At 48.4% G+C, this 18,278-nt stretch carries 18 protein-coding genes, 1 tRNA gene and 1 riboswitch; of the genes, 15 read left to right on the top strand and 4 right to left on the bottom strand.

The window, feature by feature from the left end; all coding sequences use genetic code 11:
• Nucleotide 1: 1 nt before the first annotated feature.
• Nucleotides 2-1,066: an ABC transporter substrate-binding protein gene (locus tag ACU70B_RS14885; protein ID WP_447184294.1), complete on the bottom strand. Its 1,065-nt coding sequence runs from the start codon at nt 1,064-1,066 to the stop codon at nt 2-4.
• 143 nt (nt 1,067-1,209) lie between these two features.
• Nucleotides 1,210-1,349: riboswitch (cyclic di-AMP (ydaO/yuaA leader) on the bottom strand.
• A 231-nt stretch (nt 1,350-1,580) separates the two neighbouring features.
• A complete protein-coding gene (locus ACU70B_RS14880) occupies nt 1,581-2,189 on the bottom strand; it encodes a TVP38/TMEM64 family protein (protein ID WP_447184293.1) in 609 nt (202 codons plus the stop codon).
• 299 nt (nt 2,190-2,488) lie between these two features.
• Here ACU70B_RS14880 and ACU70B_RS14875 point away from each other — a divergent pair, with 299 nt between their 5' ends.
• The 5 genes from ACU70B_RS14875 to ACU70B_RS14855 all read left to right on the top strand — a co-directional run bounded on the left by ACU70B_RS14875 (nt 2,489) and on the right by ACU70B_RS14855 (nt 6,479).
• A complete protein-coding gene (locus ACU70B_RS14875; RefSeq protein WP_447184292.1) occupies nt 2,489-3,103 on the top strand; it encodes a CvpA family protein in 615 nt (204 codons plus the stop codon).
• Nucleotides 3,104-3,210: 107 nt separating this feature from the next.
• Nucleotides 3,211-4,650 (top strand): aminopeptidase, encoded by a 1,440-nt coding sequence (locus ACU70B_RS14870; protein ID WP_447184291.1) that lies wholly within the window; start codon nt 3,211-3,213, stop codon nt 4,648-4,650.
• A gap of 209 nt (nt 4,651-4,859) precedes the next feature.
• Nucleotides 4,860-5,909, top strand: a complete 1,050-nt coding sequence (gene selD / locus ACU70B_RS14865) for a selenide, water dikinase SelD (protein ID WP_447184290.1) — start codon at nt 4,860-4,862, stop codon at nt 5,907-5,909.
• Between the two features lie 93 nt (nt 5,910-6,002).
• The gene (locus ACU70B_RS14860; RefSeq protein ID WP_447184289.1) at nt 6,003-6,188 is read left to right on the top strand and encodes a DUF951 domain-containing protein; all 186 of its coding nucleotides are present in this window, start codon (nt 6,003-6,005) and stop codon (nt 6,186-6,188) included.
• 75 nt (nt 6,189-6,263) lie between these two features.
• Nucleotides 6,264-6,479 carry a hypothetical protein gene (locus ACU70B_RS14855; RefSeq protein ID WP_447184288.1) on the top strand — a complete coding sequence of 72 codons (216 nt, stop codon included), beginning with the start codon at nt 6,264-6,266 and terminating at the stop codon, nt 6,477-6,479.
• 46 nt (nt 6,480-6,525) lie between these two features.
• On the opposite strand, the gene ACU70B_RS14850 is transcribed toward ACU70B_RS14855, so the two are convergent.
• Complete coding sequence (locus tag ACU70B_RS14850; RefSeq protein WP_447184287.1) at nt 6,526-7,860, bottom strand: ISNCY family transposase; 1,335 nt, start codon at nt 7,858-7,860, stop codon at nt 6,526-6,528.
• A 211-nt stretch (nt 7,861-8,071) separates the two neighbouring features.
• On the opposite strand from ACU70B_RS14850, the gene rpsF reads away from it, so the two are divergent.
• The 9 genes from rpsF to ACU70B_RS14805 all read left to right on the top strand — a co-directional run bounded on the left by rpsF (nt 8,072) and on the right by ACU70B_RS14805 (nt 14,487).
• Nucleotides 8,072-8,365: a 30S ribosomal protein S6 gene (rpsF, locus tag ACU70B_RS14845; RefSeq protein WP_447185795.1), complete on the top strand. Its 294-nt coding sequence runs from the start codon at nt 8,072-8,074 to the stop codon at nt 8,363-8,365.
• A 17-nt stretch (nt 8,366-8,382) separates the two neighbouring features.
• A complete protein-coding gene (locus ACU70B_RS14840; RefSeq protein ID WP_447184286.1) occupies nt 8,383-8,823 on the top strand; it encodes a single-stranded DNA-binding protein in 441 nt (146 codons plus the stop codon).
• Between the two features lie 14 nt (nt 8,824-8,837).
• The gene (gene rpsR / locus ACU70B_RS14835; RefSeq protein ID WP_447184285.1) at nt 8,838-9,062 is read left to right on the top strand and encodes a 30S ribosomal protein S18; all 225 of its coding nucleotides are present in this window, start codon (nt 8,838-8,840) and stop codon (nt 9,060-9,062) included.
• A gap of 99 nt (nt 9,063-9,161) precedes the next feature.
• Nucleotides 9,162-9,488 carry a MazG-like family protein gene (locus tag ACU70B_RS14830; RefSeq protein WP_447184284.1) on the top strand — a complete coding sequence of 109 codons (327 nt, stop codon included), beginning with the start codon at nt 9,162-9,164 and terminating at the stop codon, nt 9,486-9,488.
• A 3-nt stretch (nt 9,489-9,491) separates the two neighbouring features.
• Nucleotides 9,492-10,457: a DUF2232 domain-containing protein gene (locus ACU70B_RS14825; protein WP_447184283.1), complete on the top strand. Its 966-nt coding sequence runs from the start codon at nt 9,492-9,494 to the stop codon at nt 10,455-10,457.
• Entirely contained in the window at nt 10,454-10,903 is a 450-nt protein-coding gene (gene rplI / locus ACU70B_RS14820; protein ID WP_447184282.1) for a 50S ribosomal protein L9, read from the top strand. The genes ACU70B_RS14825 and rplI overlap by 4 nt, the downstream gene beginning before the upstream one ends.
• Nucleotides 10,904-10,923: 20 nt before the next feature.
• Nucleotides 10,924-12,825, top strand: a complete 1,902-nt coding sequence (gene lonC, locus ACU70B_RS14815; RefSeq protein WP_447184281.1) for a Lon family ATP-dependent protease — start codon at nt 10,924-10,926, stop codon at nt 12,823-12,825.
• 249 nt (nt 12,826-13,074) lie between these two features.
• Nucleotides 13,075-14,355: an adenylosuccinate synthase gene (locus tag ACU70B_RS14810; protein WP_447184280.1), complete on the top strand. Its 1,281-nt coding sequence runs from the start codon at nt 13,075-13,077 to the stop codon at nt 14,353-14,355.
• A 57-nt stretch (nt 14,356-14,412) separates the two neighbouring features.
• A tRNA-Val gene (locus ACU70B_RS14805) sits at nt 14,413-14,487 on the top strand.
• Between the two features lie 148 nt (nt 14,488-14,635).
• Here the strand turns inward: ACU70B_RS14805 and ACU70B_RS14800 are convergent.
• Nucleotides 14,636-14,929 carry a tyrosine-type recombinase/integrase gene (locus ACU70B_RS14800; RefSeq protein WP_447185794.1) on the bottom strand — a complete coding sequence of 98 codons (294 nt, stop codon included), beginning with the start codon at nt 14,927-14,929 and terminating at the stop codon, nt 14,636-14,638.
• 44 nt (nt 14,930-14,973) lie between these two features.
• Here ACU70B_RS14800 and ACU70B_RS14795 point away from each other — a divergent pair, with 44 nt between their 5' ends.
• The gene (locus ACU70B_RS14795; protein ID WP_447184279.1) at nt 14,974-18,273 is read left to right on the top strand and encodes a putative barnase/colicin E5 family endoribonuclease; all 3,300 of its coding nucleotides are present in this window, start codon (nt 14,974-14,976) and stop codon (nt 18,271-18,273) included.
• Nucleotides 18,274-18,278 lie beyond the last annotated feature (5 nt).

Genomic DNA, 18,278 nt, shown 5'->3' with positions numbered 1-18,278 from the left:
ATTAATTCACCTCTTTTAGCGCTTCGGCGACTTTTTGGGCTGCATCCTGCGGAATCCATGATTTCCATACCTCGGGATATTGCTTTAAGAAGTAAATAGCAGCAGCCTCAGCATTGCCGTTATTATCATTCATATAAGCCGTGATATCATTATTCTGCTGCAAAGAGGTAGAGTAGTTTGTCAGAAAAGCTACTATTTCAGGTGATTTATTTTCCAGCTTGCTGTTAATGCCGATAAGAACTTCAGCGTTAGGAAAGGCGCAACCACGATTACTGTCCCAGGTAGCCTGATCGAACTCTGGTTCCTGCAGCAGAGTCATGTCCAGCTTACCCATCACCCAGGTAGGTTCCCAGTAGTATCCCAGCCAGGGTTTGCCTTTTTCGTAGGCTGATACCATGGAGGTAGCCAGAGCAGTGTCAGAGCCGGTGCTGAAGACATTAAAGGCTGTATCCAGACCGTAAACTTTCATTTTTTCCTGGTTATAATCAGTTACGGCCCATCCCGGGGGGCTGTTATGAAAGCGGCCTTTATTAGGGACTTCAGGGTCTTTGAACAATTCCCGGTACCGGGGCAAATCACTTACCGATTTGAGGTCAGGGGCAGCCGGTTCAATGCCGCGTTTAGGGTCACCCTTGATCATATAGGTAGGGACATACCATCCCTGGGGAGCATCGGGATAATTTATACCCAGGTTTTTAACCGTGCCGTCGGCCAGTACCTTGTCCCATGCTTCCGGGAAGTTGTCGGCCCAAACCTCCATATAAATATCGATACTGCCTTTGCTCAAGCCCTGCAACAGAGGCAGGGAATCGCCAAACAGGTACTCACAGGGGGGATAATCATAGCCATGTTCAATTATAAAGCCTGCTATGCGATTATGGACTTGTACGCTATCCCAGGTAACGTCGGCCAACACCAACACCGGTTTATCCGAGTCGGCATTATTGCCTCCGGTAGACGTACTGCCTCCCCCACACCCGGCTCCAAGCAGGGTGAACAGAAGGACAGCAACCAATGACCAGCTTGCTGGCCGGAACCGTTGCAGGTAATATTTAATTGTGCTCATCAATGAAACCTCCTCACCGGCAGGACACTTTGCGGTGAAGCATGAAGGGAACCATAAATAGTTAAATGCCTTAAATGCATTTAAGCAATAAGGTTAATAGACGATTACAATTGGTTATTTTGCTTGGTTTTCCGATGGATAAAACCAAAGACCCGTATCGCCTGCGAGGTTAGCTGTCGGACTCGGATCCGGGTTGACCCTATTCCGCCCCTGCCCCGGACAGAAATTCGCCCCCCAAAAAGATGGTTCCCCCGCGTCTTCAAGACTTCGGCGCCTACCCAAAAATTTATACTTGTACAATACCTTATATGTAATTGAAGCGACTGTCAATATTGGCATTTGCTTCTAATGCATAGTAATATGCACTATATTGCGATTAGAGGGAATTAGGGAGGGGATAGTAAGAATTACTGTCCGAACAGCAGGCGATTATGTTGGGGGCTTAATCTATTCGTACAAAACCCTTGGCAGGGAAGCGTATTTTTATATTAACCGATAGCATACATTGATAATTTCAGGAGGATGAGCGTGTGGGCAGGTGGAGGCGGCTCTTCTTGCGCATGTAGCGCCCGACTCCAGCCAGAACCAGGATGGCCGCCAGTATACCCAGAGTCAATTTAATATCACGGGTCTGGAAGAGGCAAATGCCCAGACCGGTATAGAGAACCGCAGATGGTATTTTGCCAATAGCCGAAGAAAAGAAAAAATTCCAGAAGGAAACGCCTCCCAGGGCAGCAGCTACATTTATGATAGGCGTAGGTACCACCGGGATAATGCGGGCAACAACTATGGTCCAGAAAGCCATTTCCGCATCCATTTTTTTTAGGTCATAACCCAGGCGGCTTTTTATTTTGTTTTGGGCCCAGTCTCCGGCGATCAGTTTACAAATCCAATAGGCCAGGCAAGCCCCCGTCAGGGCCCCGAGCCAGGATAATATAAAGCCCATTTTAAAACCGAACAGCAACCCTCCGGCAACGGCCAGGACTATGTAAGGGAATACAGGCAGGGCAGCCTGTATCGTAAATAGCAAAAAAGCCACTAATGGAGCCAGCATGCCGAAAGCCCGAATATAATTTATTACCATGGCTACGCTTAAATCACTGACACTCTGAAAAAAATCCATTTCTATCCCCCTATTTAAGGCTAAGATTATCATAATAACCGTGAGATAATTTGGACCGTAACCTATTATTATCTACGGAGATAACCGGTATAAATTTCAGGAGAAGATAATTCTTCAGGTTAGATTATAGGTATCCCAATACTTTCAAAATAGCAAGCCGGCAGCCTTTTGTCAAGAACGGGGCGGTGTTTCCGACCTGGCGCTGAAAAAATTCACCTTACCATGGAACGGGCAAGCAATATGCCGCTTAATGCGCAGCTATGCTATAATATGGATAATCTAAAATCGTGGGGGACGATATGCAGCTTAATGTACTTGATTACCTTATTATAGCTGTGTTGCTGTTAAGTGCCCTGGCTGGCTTAAGGAAAGGCCTTTTTAATGTAGTAGGCGGCCTTGCGGGAGTATTAATAGGGCTGCTGGCCGCTATTGCCTTCCACCGGGAACTGACCCAATATCTCGAGAAGACTTTAGGTGTTAATACTCTATTGGTCGGGTTTTTACGAGAAAAGCTTCCCTTACCTGTTCTTGACCCCGGTCTGATAAAAGTATTGGGCTATGCTCCTCAATGGGCAGATCCGGCATCATATCTGGCGACGACACTTTTTACCGCCTTGTCATTCCTGCTGATTCTTCTGCTGGGGAGCAAGCTTGTACAGGCAATCTGCCAATTGCTGGATAGCCTGTTTGCCCATGGTATACTGTCTGGAGTCAACCGGAGCCTGGGAATGGGTCTTTTATTGCTTAAGAATCTGGTAATATTAGCGGTATTGGCTGGTATCCTGCTTTCTCCCCTGGAGTTGGCAGCCCAGATGGGTATGTCAGGGGCATTCTTTGTTACTCAGTATATGCATAATTCGCTTTTATTAGAGCCCCTTTTAAAGTTGTTTACGCATCTGAAAAGCCTGTTTTGAACAAACCGCGGTCCCGTCAGAAATCCGGGACGAGCATGAACTAGCGTATAAGCCGCTTGGAGCATAGGGTAATCTAATTTTAAATAACAATGAGGAGGTTGATTCCATTGGCTGATAAAAAGGAAGGGTTGAAACGTAATGCCTGGATGCGTTTGGATGATCAGACGTTAGCCCAGGTCTATAAATTCAATGCAGGGTATATTGATTTTCTCAGCTCGGTCAAGACGGAGCGGGAGGCCGTGGATTATATTGTTGATAGCGCCCGGCGGAACGGTTTTACGGACTTAAACCAGGTTCAGGAGTTGAAACCGGGGCAAAAGTTAATAATCACCGAAAAGGGTAAAATATGCGGGCTGCTGGTAATCGGCAAACGCCTTCTGGAAGAGGGTATTAACCTGGTTGCTTCTCATATCGATTCCCCCCGGCTGGATCTCAAGGCCCGGCCCGTGTATGAGGCTGACGGCCTGGCTCTGCTTAAGACCCATTACTATGGCGGCATCAAAAAGTACCAGTGGGTGTCCATGCCTCTGGCCCTGCATGGGATAGTAATTAAAAAGGACGGGCAGAAGGCAGAGATATGCATAGGAGAAAAGGAAGATGACCCGGTATTTACCATAGCCGACCTCCTGCCGCATCTGGCCAAGGAGCAAATGGAGAAGAAGGCAGCGGAAGCAGTAAGCGGCGAAAGCCTCAATGCTATGGCTGCAAGTATTCCTCTGAAGGACGAGGACAGCGAAAATATTAAAAAATATTTTATGCAATTGCTAAAAGAAAGTTATGATATAGAAGAAGACGATTTTACCAGTGCGGAGCTGGAACTGGTTCCCGCCTATGCCGCCCGCGAGGTTGGGTTGGATCGGAGCATGGTAGGGGCTTACGGTCAGGACGACAGGGTAAGTGCCTATACCTCTTTGCAGGCGATACTGGAAGTGGATAAACCGGAGAGAACGGCGCTGTGTCTGTTTGTGGATAAAGAGGAGATTGGCAGCACCGGCAACACCGGTTTGCAATCGCTGCTGATAGAGAATATAATGGCCGAGGTTATGCATAAAGCCGGACAGCATGATTACTTCATGTTGCGCAAGAGCCTGGCTGCTTCCTATGCTCTGTCGGCGGATGTAAACGCTGCGGTAGACCCTAATTATCCGGAAGTATTTGAGAAGATGAACTGCAGCTTCCTTTCCCAGGGAGTTGTATTGACCAAATACACTGGTTCGCGGGGGAAAGCGGAATCCAATGATGCCAACCCTGAATTTTTGGGAGCTATGCGGGCCTTGTTTGACCGCCATGATGTAGTCTGGCAAGTAGGCGAGCTAGGCAAGGTAGATCTGGGTGGTGGCGGCACCGTAGCCCGCTATATGGCCTACTACGGCATGGAAGTGGTAGACTGCGGCGTGGCCGTTATGGGGATGCATTCACCTTTTGAAGTGGTCAGCAAGGCTGATGTTTATATGGCCTACAAGGCTTACCGGGCTTTTATGCAGGAGTTTGGCGCAATTCCCCAGCCGGCAGCCCGCAAAAAACGGGCCAGTCGGAAAAAAATATAAGGAGCGCAATAACTTTAATATAAAAAAACTGCCAGGAACAACCGCTACAAACCATTAGTTGTGATCAGTGACGCGGAAGCAGGGAAATTCAAAGGAAAGCGCAACTCCTGTTTAGGTTGCTGATTCGCCGCAAAAAGGTGATTTTGCGTTAATTCCTTGCCCAAGCAGCGTCTTCTAGCATTAAATATGTTAACAGGAGGTTGGGGTAAATGGATATAGTGAAACTAACCCAGATGGTCCGGGCGGCAGGGTGAGCTGCCAAGATAGGGCCGGGGACCCTGGAAAAAGTTTTACAGGATATTGACGTACCTACTCATCCCGACCTGCTGGTAGGCATTGACACCCGGGATGATGCAGGGATATTCAAATTGAACGAGGATCTGGCCTTAATCCAGACCCTGGATTTTTTTACCCCTATGGTGGATGACCCTTATGTTTTCGGGCAAATCGCCGCTACCAATGCCATTAATGACATATATGCCATGGGCGGCCGCCCCCTGCTGGCTATGAACGTAGTCTGCTTCCCCCAGTGTGAGGATATGCAAATATTAAGGGGGATACTGGAAGGGGGATTGTCGAAAGTAAAAGAAGCGGGGGCATTTCTGGTTGGAGGGCATACCGTAGATGATAATGAACCCAAATATGGTCTGGCCGTTGCCGGTCTGGTGCATCCGGGCCAAATAATCGGTAATGCCGGCGCTTGTCCGGGTGATCGGTTATTTTTGACCAAACCGTTGGGCAATGGGATTATCGCCACGGCGATCAAAGCCGAGATGGCCTCAGAAGAGGCTCATGAGGAAGCGGTCAGATGGATGTCCATGCTGAATCGTAATGCCTGCGAGGCTATGCAGGAAGTGGGGGTAAATGCCGCTACTGATATTACCGGTTTTGGCCTTATAGGACATCTTTTTGAAATGGCATCCGGCAGCGATGTTGAGGTTGAGCTTTATGCCGGCCGGGTGGAATTTATGACCGGTACATTGGAATATGCCAATATGGGGCTTATACCGGGAGGCGCCTATACCAACCGTGAATATCTGGCCGATAAAGTCGAAATAGCCGGAGAAGTTGACCCGGTTATAATGGATCTGCTTTTTTCACCGGAAACGGCTGGCGGCTTGTTGATAGCAGTAAGCGAAGAAAAAGCCCCGGCTTTGCAGGCGGCTATGGGAAAAAGAAATTGTACCTGTTTTAATATCGGCCGGGTAACGGGGAAAGGTTTTAGACCGATAAGGGTGCTAAACAACATCAATAAATAAGCGCGGTTGCAGTAGCAGTAAATAACACTTTAGCGAATCCGCATATAATTAAGCGAACCTGTATCTGATTGGCCATCAGGGGGGGAGGATAAAGTGGAACGCAAACAATTTAATCTGGGCGACATCGTTCGCATGAAGAAACAGCATCCCTGCGGCAGTGCTACCTGGCAGATAATTCGCATGGGCGCCGATATAAAGATTAAGTGCCAGGGGTGCGGCCGTATTGTCATGCTTCCCCGCCTGCAGTTTGAAAAAAGGATGTTGCGGGTAGAACCGTAGCTGCTGTTTAACACGCGACCTCCAGGGTGCATATAATACACCATGATTAACTGTGGGCCCGGGGAGGAGATAAAAATGAAACTGGAACTTGTTCCCGGCAATAACTTCAGCGTAGGAGATTTGGTCAGTGTACAGAACATGCCCAGGAACGAGTGTTTCTGCATAATTGGCTTTCGCAGCGGTGCTGGAGGTGGGAAAGTAGCCATACTGAAGGCTCTGTTTAATGACACCTGCATCATTGAGAAGCCGGTATCAGAACTGCAAAGCCTCTTGATAAGGGGACGCCTTTAGACGGCTTTCATATCTTCTGTCAATGGTCAGGGAAAATGTCACCCCTTTACCTAGATAACTCAGCAGCAGAAATGTCATCCCTGCTGCGGCTCTTAGAATAGAAGATTTCACTATATGCGAACCAAGGTGATTTGTTCTTTGGCTTGATTTTGGGCTGAGCCGGCAGGCTATTCAAGGAATTGTCCTGCTGAGGTATTTGTACTATACTTTCCTTGGGCTGAGTTTTGAGCAATTCGGGTTTAATAACGAGGCCTTTGTAAAGGACCTGCATTCCGATATGCTTACTGGTTGCTACAGTAATCGTATCATGAGGGGATGCAGGGACTTTTATATTTTCCACCTTGGCAGGCAGACGGTATTTATGGTTCTCAAAGGAAAAGGAAAGCCCTGAATCGATTTTTCTTGTTACATGCTTGGCAAAAATCAACTGCAATGCAGACATATCTTGCTTAGGCAAATAGGCCTTTTCCGGGCTGGCAGCCTGGACGGCGAATTTACGGTTGTAGTAGGGAATATAATGCTTTAGGAAATCATTAGCCTGTTCGATAGAAGAAATTCCTTTACGCTGCATATCTTTCGCCAAACGGTCCTGTAAAGTCTCCCAGAGCCTTTCAATACCACCTTTAGCCTGAGCAGACCGGGCAATGATTAACAGGATGTTGAGTTCTTTAAGGGCTCTGGCAAAGTTAGTCTGCTTTTCCACTTTGCCGGCCAATTCTTCTTCAAGGGTTAATTCCTTTTTCTTTTTGCTGTTATAAACAAAAACGGTTCTGCCATCAGTGTAGATTTCTCTTGGCAGGTGCCCATTCTGATTCATCTGAAACATCAGTTCACAATAACCTTCAAAGGTTTCTTCCTTTTCGAAATGAAGAGCCAGGATACGACCAGTGGCATCGTCAACCGCACCGTGCAGGTGCAAGTAGGAACCATTGCCAAGCCAATCAAAGCTGGAAGCATCCATCTGAATCATTTCACACTCGCGCTCCCGGGCATTTCTGGAACGATGTTTCTTGGGTCTGCGCTTGGCCTTTGGAGAGCGAATACCACTGGCCCTAAGATACCTTGAGACAGTGCTTACCGAAACAAAAATATCTTTATCTTCAGCAAGCACATCGGTAGCATGACAAAAATTATATCCGGACAACTCCGTTTGATAAATTCGGCAGATTTTTTCAGCAACTTCAGGATCCAATGCATTAGCCGGTTTCCGTCCTCTATTCTTATGCAAAATACTTATAACCCCATTTGCGGATGCCTCCGCTTTCATCCGCTGTACTTGTCTTACACTGAGGTCTAAAAGCTCTGCAGCCTGCTTATTTGTAAACCGGCCTGCCAACAGTTCTTCGATGATAGTTATTTTTCTTGCTTCTTGTTTGCTCATTTCTAATTTCATCCTCCCATTATATCTTTTCTGGGGGATGACATTTTCCCTGAAGAGTTATACCATGACATTATCACTGATTAACGACAACGGCTTTCATATCTTCTTGCATCACTTTAATAATACTGGTATAATCAATTCCAGTCCCTGCTCCGGTTAAAACCGGAGCCATTCCCGTTTACGGGTTAGTCCACAGGGAGGAGGTGTAGTGATGCGCACGTACGAGATGATGTTCATTCTTAAGCCGGATTTAGCGGAAGAAACCATCACCGAAAGCAAGGAAAGGTTGAAAACCATTATTGCTGATTTTGGCGGTGAATTTGTTGGTGAAGCTGACGGCTGGGGCAAGAGACGGCTGGCATATCACATTGAGGACTATATCGAAGGTATATACAGCGTATGGTTCTTTAAAGGCAAGCCGGAAACTGTTGCCGAACTGGACAGGGTCATTAAATTATCGGATCGGTTCCTGCGCCATATAATTATTCGCCAGGATGAGAAATAGGCTAAGGGGGGAGAGCCTTGTTAAACAGAGTCATATTGATTGGTCGTTTAACCCGCGACCCGGAACTGAGGTATACACCTAACGGAACTGCAGTAGCTTCATTTACGGTCGCTGTTGACCGCAAGTTTAAGCGGGAAGAAACCGATTTTGTTCCGATTGTTGTCTGGTCCAAACTGGCCGAACATTGCGCCAATTATCTGGCTAAAGGGAGACTGGTGGCAGTTGAGGGAAGGCTGCAGGTTCGCAGCTACGAGGCGCAGGATGGGCAAAAAAGATGGGTTACGGAAGTAATCGGCGAGGATGTCAGGTTCCTGGAAAAGAGTGGGACAAGTTCCGGAGGCAGCGCTTATAATCAGGGCAAACCCCGGCAGGATGACTGGAACGACCTGGGACGCGAGGTCAGTCTGGAAGACATTGATATAGTGGATCCGGGTGAAGATGATGAAATCCCATTCTGATAGGAGGGAAAAACTTGAAAAAAGACAGGCGCAAAAAAAGGCGGCAGTGCAATTTCTGTGCTGATAAAATCGAACACATAGATTACAAGGAAGTGCCGAAGCTTAGACGTTATGTTACCGAAAGGGGCAAAATCCTGCCCCGGAGAATCACCGGCAATTGTGCCCATCACCAGAGACAGCTTACGGTAGCCATTAAAAAAGCAAGAACCATGGCTCTTCTACCTTATACATCTGAATAAAAGTCGCTTTAAGCCCTCAGTTATGAGGGCTTAAATATATGGCGCACCAGAGTCAAAGCAGGAAATAACCCTCCTCATGAAGAACAAAGCCAGGGGGAGGTGTATGTTTTGAAAGGGAGGAGCAAAGAACTGGATGTAGCCAAGAACCTGAAAATGGTTGACTGGTTTAAAGCCGAGCTGGTAGACTCGGTGGCGGAGCTCTTCAAAGCCCTTCTTAAAAATAGCAATGATGCTGTTGGTGATGCTCTGGCTTCTATTATAATTGTTTGCTACCTGCTGGGGCAGCGGGTAGGGGTGAGTTTTCTGGCGGTGGATGCCAAAATAAAGGAAAAATTAAGGATAAGCGTTGATAATTCTCCAGATAGCGATAGCTGGCAAAAAGAGCTGGCGGGGCTGCTGGTATACCTGGAGAAGAGCAAGAGGTGAAGGATGCCCGGATTTATAAAATATCTTGTCGTCACATCGGTTTTGTCATTATTAATGGCAGGCTTACCTTCATTAACCCTGGTAACGGCAGTTTTTTGGGGCGGCAGCCTGATTCTCGCTGCAGTCTATCTTAACTGGAAACAGCTGCTTAGCCTGGTGCTGTTTAATATGCTCTTACTCTATCTCTTCGCTGGAGGCAGTGTATTATTCTATTGCCTGGCTTTTTTTGGCCTATCCGCTCTGGTTATGAGTTTGCTGGTCAACCGGGGCCAGGATTATTATCAGGTGCAAAAATGGGGCATGGCCGCAGCTGTGGCCGGGGTAACCCTGTTTATAATGGTGATATATGCTACCACCGGACAAAGCGGTACCGGCGAAATGGAGAAACAGCTGAACCTTTATCTGCAGGAAAGCATGCAGGAATTCGAGCAATCAGGAATTATGGAACTTTATGAGAAACGGGGCATAGACCGCGAAGAACTGGAAAACGGCATGGAGCAAATGATAAAAACTACTGCGCGGCATTTGCCCGCCTTTTACTATCTTCAGGCTATTTTGGCATCATTTTCCATGCTTTTTTTACCCGTTTTTCTGTACCGTCGGGCAGATTTAGAGCGTCTAAAAAAGAGGCCTTATACAAATGAGATTATGCCCTGGCAGCTTGCCTGGGTGGTTATTATCGGTCTGGCCCTGTGGTTGCTGGGCCGGGACGAGATGAACAGCCTTTATTATGCCGGTTCCAATCTCCTGGTGGTAATGGTTCCCGTTTCTGTGTATTTTGGGCTGTCGGCGGTTTTATTTAAGCTAAGGCAGCAAAAGACTGTTTACCGGAAATGGTATGCAATCGCCCTGATTATACTGAGTATATTTTTCCTGCCTTCGGCAGTAATATTTTTTAGTATAATCGGTGTATTTGATGCTTTACTGGATTATAGAAAATTACGCTTGGAAAAGGAGGACGGAATATGAAGGTCATATTGGTTCAAGACGTTAAAAACCTGGGTAGAGAAGGGGAAGTAAGGGAAGTCTCCGATGGCTATGCCCGCAATTTCTTAATTCCCAAAGGTTTGGCTACGGAAGCTACCAAAGGCAATCTCAAAGAGATAGAAGAAAAGGCCATCCGTCTGCAAAAACAGAAAGACCGGGAAAGAATTGAAGCCCAGGCTCTGGTTGAACGCCTTGACGGCAAAAGTGTGAAAATAGCGGCCCGGGTAGGCGGGGGGGATAAACTCTTCGGAGCCGTTACCGCCCGGGAAATAAGTGAGGCCATTAACCAGGAATTCAAGGTCAAATTGGACAAGAAAAAGGTTGATTTGGGCGACCCGATAAAACATCTGGGTGAATATCCGGTCAAACTAAAAATATATCCGTCCCTACAGGCGCAGATCATGGTACGGGTTGAGGCAGCGGATTAATACCCGGGAGGATATTCAAATTGAAGCAGTATTCGACTCAAGATACCGGAATTGATACGCACCCAGACAGGCTGTTGTGGCGAATTGAATCGATTTACAAAAAACTGGATGCCATTTACGGTACCCAGGGACTAATAATGAGGGCCAGCAAATTCGATGCCATAGACCTGATGAGCTCGATAAGCTTACAGGATCGGATTTTGGCCCTCAGACGCATCCTGAAGGAAAATCCCACCATCAACGATAAGATGGGGGAGAAGCAGATACCGGCTTTGCTGGATGAATTGGAGGAACTGCTGGCCGATATTTATGCCCGGCGCAAGGTGGAAGACGAATTAGAAATCCGCATCCAGGAAAGAATGAACCAGAAGTACAGCGATTACGTCCGTGATATTAAACTGGAGGTTATGAAGGAACAGAAGGCTTCACTGGAGAATGCCCGTACCTTAAAAAAACTGGGCATACTCGAAAAAATGGAACATACCCATCTCAATCGCTCCGCCCTGGAGCTACTCAGGCCTTCCGCCCTCAACGAAATCATCGGCCAGGATAAAGCGGTAAGAACGCTGATATCCAGACTTAACAATCCCTACCCGCAGCACCTCATTCTTTACGGCCCGCCCGGGGTGGGCAAAACCACCTGTGCCCGTTTGGCCCTGGAAGTGGTGAAGGCCAGAGCCGACAGTATTTTCGCTGCAGAAGCGCCTTTTATTGAAGTAGACGGGACTACCCTGCGCTGGGATCCGCGTGAATCCACCAATCCCCTGCTGGGTTCGGTTCATGACCCCATTTATCAGGGAGCACGACGGGAACTGGCGGATGACGGTATCCCCGAACCCAAGCAGGGGTTGGTCTCGGATGCTCATGGGGGAATACTCTTTATAGATGAATTGGGCGACATGGATCCGGTTTTACAGAACAAACTGCTCAAGGTACTGGAAGACAAGCGGGTTTTCTTTGAATCGTCCTACTATGACCCTCAGGATGAACGCATACCGCGTTACATCAGGCAGATGTTCGAGCAGGGTGTACCCGCTGACTTCGTTCTAATAGGAGCTACTACCCGGGAGCGGGAGCAGATCAGTCCGGCCTTCCGCTCCCGCTGTATGGAAATCTTTTTTGAACCGCTTACCCAGGAGCATATCAGGCAGATTATATCTATGTCGGCCCGTAAACTGGAAATAGATATAGACAGCAAAATCAGCACCATAATAAGCGAATACTCCTGCGACGGCCGCAGCGCCAATAAGATACTGGTGGACGCTTATGCCATAGCGCTGAATGAAGCCTCGGCCGGGTTAGGGGAAAGAAAGGTTCGACCGGAACACGTGTACGAGGCCATTCAAAATAGCAGGCTCACCCCTAACTTCTTAAACCGGGCTTCAGGTGAAGCCGAAGTCGGCAAAATATTTGGGGTAGGAGCCTTTGCTTATCAGGGGTGCTTAATCGAGTTGGAGGCCGTTGCTTTTGCTGCCGCCAGCCCGGGAAACGGAACTATCCGCTTTAATGAAACGGCGGGCTCCATGGCCAGGGATTCAGTATTCAATGCCGCTTCCGTATTGCGGGAGGAGAGCGGTGAAAATATAAAAAACTACGATTTACATATAAACATAATCGGCGGGGGAAGAGTGGACGGCCCTTCAGCCGGGGCAGCCATATACCTGGCTATACTGAGCGCCGTCAAAAACAAACCTATCCGCCAGGACATAGCCGTCACCGGGGAGCTGTCTTTGCAGGGCAAAGTCAAAGCCGTTGGAGGCCTGCATGAAAAGATATATGGAGCCCGCCAGGCCGGGGTTAAGATACTGCTCATACCGGAAGAGAACCGTAAAGACATACCCGAGAGGCTGGCAGGGATTCATATAGTCCCCATAAAACATATAAAACAAGCCTATGACCACATTTTTACAGACTGGCAATAGAAGGATATGATTGCTGACATAAGAAGGTTCTTGGGCCTGCCGGAATCCAGCCGCAAGAACCTTCTTTACCTTTAAACGGGGGCGGTTTTCCCGCGTATGGGCCTACCTCAGATGGTATACACTTTACCCCTGGGAGCGGATAAGACAGGGACTTTGCTCAAGTTGACAGGCACTACTCCTTTTGCTAATATTAGCTTGCCGTTCTTTTTGATAAAAATGGAAAACCAATAATGCCAGGGGGTGGTACTGATGGCGGCAGTTGTACTGGTAGGAGCCCAGTGGGGTGATGAAGGCAAGGGCAAGATAACCGATTTCCTCGCCGAAAAGGCGGATTGCGTGGTGCGCTACCAAGGGGGCAGCAATGCCGGCCACACCGTAGAAACCGACCACGGGAAATTCATGCTGCATTTAATACCTTCAGGCATCCTTTATCCTGCTACCCTGTGTATAGTAGGCAACGGTGTAGTAGTAGATATGGAAAAGATTATCGAGGAAATCAAGGGCCTGCAGGGCCGCGGAATTGACACCTCCAATCTGCGTATCAGCTTAAGAGCGCCGGCAGTCCTGCCCTACCACAAAAAACTGGATGAGCTGGAAGACCAAAGCAGTCATATCGGTACGACCAAACGGGGTATTGGCCCGGCTTATGCGGATAAGATAAACCGCATCGGTTTTCGTATCGGTGACTTCCTGGAGGACGCCCGGTTCCTGGAAGAGCGCTTTAAAAGCCAGGTGGAATATAAAAACCGCCTGATAAAAGAAATTTATCATGAAGAAGGTTTTGACTGGAGACAACTGCTTCAGGAAACCCTGGAACAAGTTAACTGGCTCAAGCCCTATCTGGCCGATACCTCTCTCCTGATATATGCCGCCATAAATGAAAATAAAAAGGTGCTCTTTGAAGGAGCCCAGGGAACCCTTCTGGATATTGACCATGGCACCTATCCCTTTGTCACCTCTTCCCATCCCATAGCCGGCGGCGCCTGTGTGGGAGCAGGTATCGGGCCTACCTGCATCAACCGGGTATTAGGGGTGGCCAAGGCCTATACCACCCGGGTGGGAGAAGGGCCGTTTCCGACGGAACTGCAAGACAAAGACGGAGAAATGCTGCGCCGGAAAGGCATGGAATTTGGGACCACCACCGGCAGACCCCGCCGCTGCGGCTGGCTCGATGCTGTAATTCTGCGTTACGCTGCCCGGGTTAACGGCTTGACTGAACTGGCCATTACCAAACTGGATGTATTGGATGAGTTTTCTACCATAAAGATTTGTACCGCCTACCGTTATAAAGGCCAATCCATGTCGGAATTTCCCGGCACCATCAGTGTTCTTGACCAGTGCGAGCCGGAATACATAGAACTTCCCGGCTGGCAGCAGGATATAAGCCAGGTAACCAGCTACGCAGACCTGCCCATCAATGCCCGTAACTACCTGGCTAAAATCGAAGAGCTTGCCGGGGTCAAGCAATCCCTGATTGCCGTAGGCCCGGGACGCGAACAGACCATAGTCGACGACCGGCTATACCGGTAAAGATCATTTGAAACATTGATAAAGACGTGGTAAACTATAGAACGGAACCAAAACCACGGGCGCGTAACTCAGCGGGAGAGTGCTACCTTCACACGGTAGAAGTCGTGGGTTCGAAACCCTCCGCGCCCACCATAATTTAAGAGTTTAAAAGCCCTTGTGATTATCGTAGAAATGCGGTAAGGCAGGGGCTTTTTAATGGGCTTTCAGGGTGTGAAAAAGTATTAAAAAAATATGGGTTTTGAATAGGCAATCTACACAGTAACTACACAGTAAATAACAGTTAGAACTTCTCGGCGGCCTGATTTAAAATTACCGCCGTTTCCTCTTTTCTGCTCTTACGAATGTGGGTATAAATATTTCTAGTCAAATTAATATCAGCATGGCCAAGTAAGTCCATAGCATCCCGCTCAGATATACCAGCCTCAAATAACATGGTGGCATAACCATGCCTGAGCTGGTGAGCAGTTAAGGTAACACCTACTCGTTTCTGCCAGCGTTTCCATTTACCTTGATAGGTTGATTCGTGCATAATCTTTCCATCCGGCCACCTACGACGCCAAAAACAACAACGGATTCCTCAATGACCTGAAAGGCGGCTGGAATGAAGTAAGGGCTGCTATGCGGGGAGAGCGGCCGGATGCGACCGGAACAAAATACCTTGAAGCCCGGGGGATGAATCCCGGTACCGGCAGGGAACTGGCAGGGGGAGCTATAGACATTCTGGCAACCCCGGCTTTTAATCCCTTAATGAAAGCCGGGGGTAAAGTAACTGCTCCCCTGGCTAAAACGGCTGCCGGGAAAAGGATAGCGGGGGTAAGCGCCGGCGGTGCTCTATATGGAGGCACCGAAGCGTTCTCTCATGAAGAACCGGCTGCAGAGGTTGCTAAACGGGCTATTACCGACGCTATCCTGTTTGGGGGCACGGAGGCGGGCTTAATCGGCCTGGGGGCTGCCGGCAGGAAAGTCTTTAGTTTTGGCCGCAATCCAGTTGACACTAATATTGAAAATGGCAGACGGGCGATGCAAACGGTCATCCGGAACCAGACCGATGTTTTGAATGCAATGCATAGGCCTGATGTGGGAGATATTTCTTTTTATTGGGGAACTCCTAAACACGGAGTACGGCATATAATCAAGCGGCGTAGTGCCCAAGGATACAACGGTGAAGAAATTGCTAATAAGATGGTCGATGTTATTGGCAGAGGAAAAAGAGGAGAAATTTATGGACCGGAAGGCGGGCAGCGTGTAAATATCTCCGATGATGAACATACGGCCGTGTTATCTTTATTCAAAGATGGAGATAAAGAAACATGGTTGCTGACTGGGTGGAATGACATTAAAGGGGAACCTGGTGTATCCGGCAAGGGTTACGGCTTGCACGAAACTACGCATTCTGAACCTATGCGTACTCGTTCCAGAATGGGAGCAGATTCCCTTAACAACAATATACCACCTAATAATACCCAAATCAATCTGAGCAGAGAAAGTATCTACGACAGCACCCGGGACGAGCTGCAGAATCTTTTTAACACAGTAGACCCAAAGGCAAATATAAGTGATATAACCGGTTTCCAGGGGTACTCTCGTGACGTTTATCGCAATTTAAGAGATGCTTTTGGGAATAATTTTGAGGCTGTAAAAAAGATGCTGCTGGATCCGTTTGACAGTTCCAAAGCCGGTAACATCAGATTTCAGGAGGAGATATTAAAGGACCTAAAGGCTAACGTGGTTGATCGCCTGGGGATAAAGAAAGGCAGCAAAGAGTCCAAACTGGTACAGCGCTATGGGGAAAAGACCATGACCCCGGAAGAGTGGTTCAGTTTAAGCCCTGAGCTGCAGCGAAAAATAGCGGACGCCGATATATGGTTCAGAACTACTTATGACCGCCTGATTGATGAGGTTAACCGGGCTAAAGAGGAAATATACCCCTTCGCTGACGACCGCATGGCAAGCATTACGGCTAAGATAGAGGACCTTAAGACCCCGGGCAAGTATTCCCGGAAAGCTCAGTCTGAAAGAATTCAGGCGTTGCAGTGGGAACTGGACACACTGCGCAAAAACCCCCGGCGCAGGAGCACTGAGGACACCCTGTATATGAAGAAGTTGGAGAATAAGATCGAGGATATTAAAAACGATCCTTTGTATACTGCCCAGGGACGCCGTACCATGATAGATACACTGGAAAAAGAACATGAAAGGGCTTTACGGGGTAAACGGGTACTAAAGAGGGACGATTATTACAGACATTTCCGGGAGATGACTGAGGGCTTTGAAGGGCTTAGAAATATCTTTGACAGCCCGGCCAATATAGACCCAGCTCTGGAAGGTATATCGCACCAGACTTTGCCAAGATCCAAATGGGCCAGTTTTACTCAGCAGCGAAAAGGAGGAGCTGCCTATGATCTGGATGCGGTTGGTGGCTTTTTGGACTATGCACCGGCTGCGTCGTATTCGATACACATTGACCCGCATATATCAAGGTTTGAGGCGCTGGCTGACGAGTTGGCGGAAGCTACTGCGCTCAGCAAAAATGCCAATAACCTGGTGAGATTTCTCAAGGAGTACTCACAGGACCTGGCCGGCAAGACCAACCCCGCCGACCGCTTCATCCAGGAGGCAATACCGGGCGGCAGACAGGCCTTTAATGGTCTGGTATGGGTTAATAACCGTATAAAAGCCAATACCGTACTGGCTAATGCATCCAGTGCCGTGGCTCAGGTGGCAAACGTTCCCCAGGGGATAGCCTTTGCCAAGCAGTACTCAGCTCCGGGGCTGACCAGAACCTTTGCTTCTATATTAGGTAAGAATGAAGCTTCAGCTCAGTCTGGATTCCTGGCTGAAAGGTTCGCCGGTAAGATGTATCGGCAATTTGATGAAAGCCTACTCAGCAAGCCCAAGAATTTTGCCGTATGGGTAATGGAAACGTCAGACCGCATCGGTACTGAGTTCATCTGGAATTCCTGTTATGAAAAAGCTATAGCCGAGGGTATAGCTAATCCAATAAAGTTTGCTGACTTCAATACCAGGCGTCTGGTAGCAGGCCGGGGCATAGGAGAAGCTCCCCTGGGGCAGAAGGCTAAAGTATTTCAGCTCATAGCCCCGTTTCAATTGGAAGTGGGCAACCTCTGGCATGTTATGGGTGATATGAAGAAAGATAAAGATTTAACTGGCCTGGCTGTGCTCTCAGTGGCCCTGTGGATGTTCAACCGGGGTGCCGAAAAGTTACGAGGTTCAGGAGTGACTTTTGACCCGCTTGAAGCACTGATAGATTCTTTTGGTATTATCGCGGATGATAAGGATAATAAGGGTGTACGGGTAGCAGGCCGCTTGACAGGGGAAGTATTAAGCAATGTTCCTTTGGGCCAGACGGCGGCTTCCTGGTATCCGGAATACGGATTTAATTTCATGGGCGGCCGGATGCCGGGCAGAAAGGAATTTTTTGGCCGGGAGGACCCTACCCGGTTCGGTACCGGGCCGCTCTTGACCAAAGCTGTGACCAGTCCCCATACCAGACTGCTGCTACCCTTCGGCGGCGTGCAGGCGGAGAAAACTTATAAAGGACTAGAAGCGATCGGCGAAGGCGGGGTATATACTCCGGACGGCGCCAAGTTGAAATATCCCGTAGCCACTGATGTGACCAATATGCTTAAGGGATTATTGTTCGGCCCGGGAGGCTTCCGGGAAGCCAGAGACTATTACGAAGAAGGGCGGAGCCCGTTGACCGAGAAGCAGACTATGAGGGTGATGCAAAGCGGTAGCCCCGGCGGCCAGTACATGCAGACCCTGGTGGGGCGCTCCAAACGAGCGCTTAACAGTCAGCTCGGGGCCATTGAAAATGACAGCAGCTTGACACCGATGGAGAAGGCGAAGAGGAAAGCGGAATTAAGGCAGAAGTACCGGGAGCAGCAAAATAATTAAAGGGG

This window comes from Syntrophomonas curvata (assembly GCF_052976825.1).
This window is presented reverse-complemented; position numbering and strand designations above follow the sequence as displayed.

What these genes read in the sequence shown, in the direction of transcription:
- ACU70B_RS14885 (WP_447184294.1), bottom strand. Translation starts at nt 1,066, where the DNA reads ATGAGCACAATTAAATATTACCTGCAACGGTTCCGGCCAGCAAGCTGG.
- ACU70B_RS14880 (WP_447184293.1), bottom strand. Translation starts at nt 2,189, where the DNA reads ATGGATTTTTTTCAGAGTGTCAGTGATTTAAGCGTAGCCATGGTAATA.
- ACU70B_RS14875 (WP_447184292.1), top strand. Translation starts at nt 2,489, where the DNA reads ATGCAGCTTAATGTACTTGATTACCTTATTATAGCTGTGTTGCTGTTA.
- ACU70B_RS14855 (WP_447184288.1), top strand. Translation starts at nt 6,264, where the DNA reads ATGAAACTGGAACTTGTTCCCGGCAATAACTTCAGCGTAGGAGATTTG.
- ACU70B_RS14850 (WP_447184287.1), bottom strand. Translation starts at nt 7,860, where the DNA reads ATGAGCAAACAAGAAGCAAGAAAAATAACTATCATCGAAGAACTGTTG.
- rpsF (WP_447185795.1), top strand. Translation starts at nt 8,072, where the DNA reads ATGCGCACGTACGAGATGATGTTCATTCTTAAGCCGGATTTAGCGGAA.
- ACU70B_RS14825 (WP_447184283.1), top strand. Translation starts at nt 9,492, where the DNA reads ATGCCCGGATTTATAAAATATCTTGTCGTCACATCGGTTTTGTCATTA.
- rplI (WP_447184282.1), top strand. Translation starts at nt 10,454, where the DNA reads ATGAAGGTCATATTGGTTCAAGACGTTAAAAACCTGGGTAGAGAAGGG.
- ACU70B_RS14810 (WP_447184280.1), top strand. Translation starts at nt 13,075, where the DNA reads ATGGCGGCAGTTGTACTGGTAGGAGCCCAGTGGGGTGATGAAGGCAAG.
- ACU70B_RS14795 (WP_447184279.1), top strand. Translation starts at nt 14,974, where the DNA reads ATGCGGGGAGAGCGGCCGGATGCGACCGGAACAAAATACCTTGAAGCC.